Origin of the sequence: Mumia spirodelae (assembly GCF_050632745.1) — a bacterium.
Lineage (GTDB): Bacteria > Actinomycetota > Actinomycetes > Propionibacteriales > Nocardioidaceae > Mumia.
In genome coordinates, this window is record NZ_JBODSD010000002.1 from 1285534 (window position 1) to 1291819 (window position 6286).

Genomic DNA, 6286 nt, shown 5'->3' on the forward strand with positions numbered 1-6286 from the left:
GTCAACGCTCGCCCGCACCCCACCGGCGCTCCGCCGCTGCGAGGGCCAGGTGCAGGGCCGCACCGACGGCGGCACCGACGGCGATCCCGTACAGGTTGTCGCCGAGGTCCTCGCCCGACAGACCGTCGCGGGGCGTCGGGATGACGGCCTGCCACCACTCCGCGACCCACGGCAGCGCGAGCACGACGAGCGCCGGCCACCAGCGGCGCAGGTCCAGCGCGAGCAGCACGGCGGCGGCGCCGAGCAGGACCCCGGCCCAGACGTTGAGCGTGCGGGAGTCCGTCGAGGTCCAGAAGGCCTCCCACAGCGGCGCGTCCACGCGCAGCGCCAGCGGGCTCTGCCACCGCCACCCCTCCGCGAGTGCACCGGGCAGCATCGTGACGGCGACGTACGACCCGACGACCGCGACGTAGAGCCAGACACGGACCGGCGATGCCGCCCCGGTACGCAGCGCCACCGCCGCGAGCGCCGTCGCGAGGAGCAGCGCCAGCACGACGCCGATCCCGGCCAGCGGGACCTCCCGGAAGTAGGCGTCGAGCACGCCCCGAGTCAAGCAGCCGGAGCCGCGGGCGGCACGAACACCCACGGCGTACGAGGCAGCTCCGCGGGGTCGAACGCGGCGAGCATCCCGGCCGCGTCGCGCGCCACCATGCCGAGCGACGCCGCGATCGCCGCGACGAGGTCCGCCGCGCTCCACCCGAGCGCCTCCAGGTCGGCGAGCGTCACCGCGCCGTCGCGCTTGGCGAGCCGCTTGCCGAGCCCGTTCACCGCGAGCGGCACGTGGGCGTAGTGCGGCGGGACCGTGCCGAGCAGCGTCGCCAGGTAGGCCTGCCGCGGCGCCGAGGCGAGGAGGTCGTCGCCCCGCACGACCTGGTCGACCTCCATCGCGGCGTCGTCGACGACCACGGCGAGGTTGTACGCCGGAACGCCGTCGTTGCGCACGAGGACGAGGTCGTCGACCGGACCTGTGTACGTCCCGTGGAGCACGTCACGCACCGTGAACTGGTCCACTCCGGAGGCGAGCCGGAGCGCGGCGGGCCGCTCGGCGCGCCGGGCGGCCCGCTCCTCCTCGGTGAGCCGGCGGCACGTGCCCGGGTAGTGGCCGGGGACGCCGTGCGGCGCCGATGCTGCCTCGGCGATCTCGCGCCGGGTGCAGAAGCACTCGTACGTCAGGCCGCGCGCGACCAGCGTCGCCACCGCCTCGTCGTACGCGGGGCGCCGCTGCGACTGCATCACGACCGGCGGGTCCCAGTCGATGCCAAGCGCGGAGAGGTCGGCGAGCTGCTGCTCCTGAGCCCCTGCGCGGACCCGGTCGAGGTTCTCGACGCGCATCCGGAAGCCGCGCCCCGTCGAGCGGGCGAACATCCAGGCGAGCATCGCCGTCCGCAGGTTCCCGACGTGGAGGTCCCCCGACGGGCTCGGCGCGTACCGCCCGTTCACGCCACCCGCCGAACGCCCGCGTGCTCGGGCACCGTCCCGGGGTGGAGCACGGACGCGAGCGCCTCCACGCCGTCGACCAGCCGCGGCCCCGGTCGTACGACGAGGCCGTCGGCGTCGATCGCCCACACCGGCACCGGCCCCGCGTGCTCGGCGACCGTCGCCGCGACGTCCTCGGCCTGGCGCGCGGCGCCGTCGAGGTCGTAGCCGCACGGCGCCACCACGACCACGTCGGGCCGGGCGGTCCGCAGCGCGTCCCAGCCGACCGCGTGGGACCGGGTGCCGGCCGATCCCCCGACGGCAGCGCCTCCGGCGAGGTCGACCATGTCAGGGATCCAGTGCCCGCCGAGGAAGAGCGGGTCCGTCCACTCGACGACCGCGACCCGCGGACGCGACCGCCCGGCGACGGCGAGGCAGACGTCGGCCAGCCGGGTCCGCAGGCCGCTGACGAGCGCGTCCCCGCGCTCCGGGACGCCGGCGCGCTGGGCGACCTCGGCGATCCCGACCAGGACGTCGGCGAACGAGTGCGGGTCTAGCGTCACCACGTCGGCCGCGCAGCCGAGCCGCGCCAGCGCCTCGTCGACCGCACCTGCCGGCACCGCGCAGACCGCGCACAGGTCCTGGGTGACGATCAGGCTCGGGTCGAGGCCCGCGAGCCCGGCGGCGTCGAGCGTCGCCGTCGAGCCGCCCGCGTCGCCGGTCGACGCGACCAGGGCGTTGATCGCACCGGGTTCGAGCCCGCGGGTGTCGAGCCCGCGGACCAGCACCCGCCGTCCGGCACGGGCGCGCTCGTCGCACTCGTGGGTCACCGCCACGAGGTCGTCGTCCAGCTCGAGGGCGAGGACGATCTCGGTGGCGGCGGGGAGCAGGGAGACGATTCCGCTCATGACCATGCCTTCATGGACAGGGGATCCTACGCACGCCGCCGCGCGCCGCGACAGGAGCAGGTGCCCCGGCGTGACGCAGCCCACACCGCGCCCGGCGTCAGGGCCCCGTGTCACGATCGGGGGGTGAGCACCTCCCGTCCGCCGACGCCCGACGCCTCCCGCGCCTGGCGTCCCGCGGGCCCGGTCGACGTGCGCCGCACCCTGGGCATCCTGGCCAAGGGCCCGTACGACCCGGCGCACCAGGTCGCTCCCGACGGCGCCGTCTGGCGCGCCAGCAGGATGGCGACCGGCCCGGTCACCTACCGCGTCAGCGCGCGGGACGGCGAGGTGCGGGTGGACGCGTGGGGCGACGGCGCGGACGAGCTGGCGGCGGAGGCGCCGACGCTGCTCGGCGAGGACGACGACCGGTCCGGCTTCGACCCTCGCATCCCCGTCGTCGCGCGGGCGCTCCAGCGGCACCCGGGCCTCCGGCTCCCGCGGCAGCGCCGGATCTTCGAGACGTTGATCCCGGCGATCCTCGAGCAGCGCGTCCCGGGCGTCGACGCGTACGCCGCGTGGCGCCGCCTGCTGCGCACGTACGGTGAGCCGGCTCCCGGCCCGACCCCGGTCCCGATGGTCGTCCCCCTCGCCCCCGCGCAGTGGCGCGGGCTCCCATCGTGGGCGTGGCACCGCGCCGGCGTCGATCCCGCGCGCTCCCGCACCGCCGTGACCGTCGCGCAGCGGGCGCCGGCGGTCGAGCGTCTGGTCGACCGTTCGTACGCGGAGGCGTCCGCGGCGCTGCAGTCGCTCCCCGGCATCGGGGTGTGGACGAGCGCCGAGGTCCTCCAGCGCCTCGGCGATCCCGACGCCGTGTCGGTCGGCGACTACAACCTGGCGAAGGACGTCGGGTGGGCGTTCGTCGGCGAGCCGGTGGACGACGCGCGGATGCTGGAGATCCTCGAGCCGTGGCGCGGCCATCGCGGCCGGGTGATCCACCTGCTGTACGCCGACGGCGCCCTCGCGCGCCCCCGTCGCGGTCCCCGCATCACCCGGATGGACCACCGGCGCCGCTGACCGGATCCGGACAACGACCTGCCGACCTCCGCGCCTGGGGCGATGATGTCTGCATGCGACGTTCGGGGGACGTCGCGTTGCGGGTTGCCGCCCTGCTAGGAGTCTGGGTCGTCCTCGGACGGGCTGTCGGACTCCTCGCAGGCGACACCCCGGACGCGACGATCGCATCAGCGGTCGCGACCACGGCGCTGTGGTACGCGACGGCCGGTGCCCTCGCGCTCCGGGACGGGCGACGCGGCCTCCGCCACCCGTACCCGCTGTGGGCGATCGTCGGGCTCGTCGCCTCGATCCTCTGCGTGGCGTGGCAATGGGTGGCCAACGCGGTCGCGACCGGCGTGGTCGACCTGCTCCTGCTCCGCGACGACCTCGTCGTCCTGACGCCCGGTCTGGTCGTCGGAGCGTGGGCGTGCGCCGGCGTCGGGCTGGCGCTGGGTCGGCACGACGCGGTCGTCCGCCGCCGCCTGTCGGTGAGCGACCGCGGCGCCGTCGCTCACCTGCCGCTGACGACGTCCGCGGCGCGCGCGATCCACGAGGTCGGCCCGCCGCGGCTGTCCTCGCGCCGGTCCGCCGCGCGGTAGGCCGCGTACATCGCCTGCACGCCCAGCCACCGCAGCGGCTCCGGCTCCCAGCGGCGCGTGCGGTGGCCGACCCACGGCAGCGCGGTGAGCCCGGTGTCCTGCCCGAGGACGAGGTCGCGCAGCGTCCGTCCGGCAAGGTTGGTCGTGGTGACTCCGTGACCGGTGTAGCCGCCGGCCGCGGCCAGCCCGGTGGTCCGGTCGAGCGTCACCGTCGCGCACCAGTCGCGCGGGACGCCGAGCACGCCCGCCCACGCGTGGTCGAGCCGGGCCTCCGCAGCCGCAGGGAACCGCCGCGCCAGCACGTCGCGGAGGCTGTCGACGGTCGCGCGCTGGGTGGCGCCGTCGTGGTCGGTCCGCGAGCCGTAGCGGTACGGGACCCCGCGACCGCCGATCGCGATCCGGTCGTCGGCGGTCCGCTGGGCGTACATGTAGGCGTGGGCCTGGTCGCCGACCGTGTCGTACCCCGACCAGCCGATCTCGTCCCACACCGCGGCGTCGAGGGGCTCGGTGACGACCATCGCGGAGTTCATCGGCAGCCAGGTGCGGCGCTCTCCGGGGAGACCGGCGGTGAAGCCCTCGGTCGCCCGGACGACGTACGCCGCCCCGACGGTGCCCTCGGTCGTGGCACCGCTGCTCGGGCGCGCGCGGAACCGGACGCGCCGAGGCTCGATCGCTGTCACCTCGGTGCCTTCGTAGACCTGCACGCCAAGGCCCTCCACCACGTCGGCGAGGCCGGTGACCAGCTTGGCCGGATGGATCCGCGCGCAGTGCGGGGTCCAGAGGCCGCTGACCGCTCCCGCGACCGCGACGCGGGACGTGACCGCGGCCGCGTCGAGGAGCTCGTGGTCGTGGTCGCCCCAGGACTCGGCGTACGCGTGGTCGGCCCGCAGGCGCTCGTCCTGCGCAGGGCTGCACGCGACCGTGAGCTCGCCGCCCTTGACGACGTCGGCGTCGATGCCCTCGGCGGCGGCCACGGCGATCACCTCGTCGACCGTGGCCTTCATCGCGTCGCTCAGCGCCACGACGCCGTCACGGCCCGAGGCCTTCGCGTACACCTCGGGCGACCCGGCCATCGCCGCGGTCAGCCAGCCCCCGTTGCGACCGGAGGCCCCGTAGCCGCACATCTCGCGCTCGAGCACCGCGATCCGCAACGTCGGGTCGGCCTTCGCGAGGTAGTAGGCCGTCCAGAGTCCCGTGAACCCGCCGCCGACGATCGCGACGTCGACCTCGTGGTCGCGGGTGAGCGGCGCACGGGTCGGCGCGGTCCGTCCCAGCGCGCTCATCCAGTAGGAGACGGCGCCGTTGACCAGGGGCTGAGCCGTCACAGCGCCACCGCCTTGCCGCTGACGCGCACGCGGGGCGAGTCGTCGCTGAGCTTGACGTGGATGAGGCTCGGGCGGCCCATGTCGACCCCTTGCTCGATCGTGAAGGACGCGTCGGGCGGCACGAGGCCGTGGTGCGCGAGGTACGCGCCGAAGGCGGCGGCCGCCGCGCCCGTCGCTGGGTCCTCCACCACGCCGCCGACCGGGAACGGGTTGCGCGACTGGTAGGTGCCGAAGTGGTCGGGCCAGACCAGCTGGAGCGTCGTCAGGCCCGCGTCGGCCATGATCGTGCGGAGCCGGTCGAACGGGTACGACAGCTGGGCGAGGCGCTCACGGGTCCGCGTGACGAGGACGAGGTGCCACACGCCGGCGTTCGCGACGGAGAGCGGGTAGCGCGGGTCGAGGTCGTCGCGCGACCATCCCAGCGCTCCGAGCACGTCGTCGACGAGCGTGACGTCGGCCGGGACGACCTGCGGGTCGACGCTCGTGAGGGTCGCCCAGATACGGCCGTCCTGGTCGACGGTGTCGACGTCGACCGGACCCACCGGCGTGTGGAGCACGAGCGGGCCGGTGCCGAGGCGCTCGGCCAGCGCCACGCCGGAGGCGACCGTCGCGTGGCCGCAGAAGGGGACCTCCGCCTCCGGTGCGAAGTAGCGCACGTCGTACGACCGGTCCTCGCCGTCGCGTGCCACGAGGAACGCGGTCTCGGAGTAGCCGATCTCGGCCGCCGTCGCGAGCATCTCGGTGTCGCTCAGACCCGCGGCGTCGAGCACCACCCCGGCAGGGTTGCCGCCCGCAGGGTCGTCGGAGAAGGCGGTGTAGCGCAGCACGTCGCTCATGGGGTCACCGTAGTCGCGCCCACGTCCCGCGGGAGCGGCTAGGTGTGATGTCCAGGCACGTTGGTCGAGATCGTGTGACGACTCGGTCTGAGGTGTAGATGGGTGAAGGCCTCCTGGTGTGGAGTGGAGCTGTCTAAGGAACCGCTCCGCCACCAAGGAGGCCTTCGTGT

General features: G+C 75.2%; 7 protein-coding genes. 2 read left to right on the plus strand and 5 right to left on the minus strand.

Annotated features, from left to right (window positions below):
- Nucleotide 1: 1 nt before the first annotated feature.
- Genes ACQSSQ_RS15450 through ACQSSQ_RS15460 form a run of 3 tightly spaced genes read right to left on the minus strand, consistent with a single transcriptional unit; the run spans nt 2 to nt 2324 of the window.
- Nucleotides 2-541, minus strand: a complete 540-nt coding sequence (locus ACQSSQ_RS15450; RefSeq protein WP_431327974.1) for a hypothetical protein — start codon at nt 539-541, stop codon at nt 2-4.
- An 8-nt stretch (nt 542-549) separates the two neighbouring features.
- On the minus strand, nt 550-1440 hold the full coding sequence (gluQRS, locus tag ACQSSQ_RS15455) for a tRNA glutamyl-Q(34) synthetase GluQRS (RefSeq protein ID WP_431327975.1): 891 nt from the start codon (nt 1438-1440) through the stop codon (nt 550-552).
- Nucleotides 1437-2324, minus strand: coding sequence for an ABC transporter substrate-binding protein (locus tag ACQSSQ_RS15460; protein WP_431327976.1), 888 nt, complete (start codon nt 2322-2324; stop codon nt 1437-1439). Before ACQSSQ_RS15460 ends, gluQRS begins: the two co-directional genes overlap by 4 nt.
- Before the next feature lie 123 nt (nt 2325-2447).
- On the opposite strand from ACQSSQ_RS15460, the gene ACQSSQ_RS15465 reads away from it, so the two are divergent.
- Both ACQSSQ_RS15465 and ACQSSQ_RS15470 read left to right on the plus strand, forming a co-directional pair.
- The gene (locus ACQSSQ_RS15465; protein WP_431327977.1) at nt 2448-3377 is read left to right on the plus strand and encodes a DNA-3-methyladenine glycosylase family protein; all 930 of its coding nucleotides are present in this window, start codon (nt 2448-2450) and stop codon (nt 3375-3377) included.
- Between the two features lie 53 nt (nt 3378-3430).
- Nucleotides 3431-3955, plus strand: coding sequence for a hypothetical protein (locus ACQSSQ_RS15470; protein WP_431327978.1), 525 nt, complete (start codon nt 3431-3433; stop codon nt 3953-3955).
- Here ACQSSQ_RS15470 and ACQSSQ_RS15475 read toward each other — a convergent pair.
- On the minus strand, nt 3868-5280 hold the full coding sequence (locus tag ACQSSQ_RS15475) for an NAD(P)/FAD-dependent oxidoreductase (protein WP_431327979.1): 1413 nt from the start codon (nt 5278-5280) through the stop codon (nt 3868-3870). The genes ACQSSQ_RS15470 and ACQSSQ_RS15475 overlap by 88 nt on opposite strands.
- Entirely contained in the window at nt 5277-6116 is an 840-nt protein-coding gene (locus tag ACQSSQ_RS15480) for a PhzF family phenazine biosynthesis protein (protein ID WP_431327980.1), read from the minus strand. The genes ACQSSQ_RS15475 and ACQSSQ_RS15480 overlap by 4 nt, the downstream gene beginning before the upstream one ends.
- Nucleotides 6117-6286: the final 170 nt, after the last annotated feature.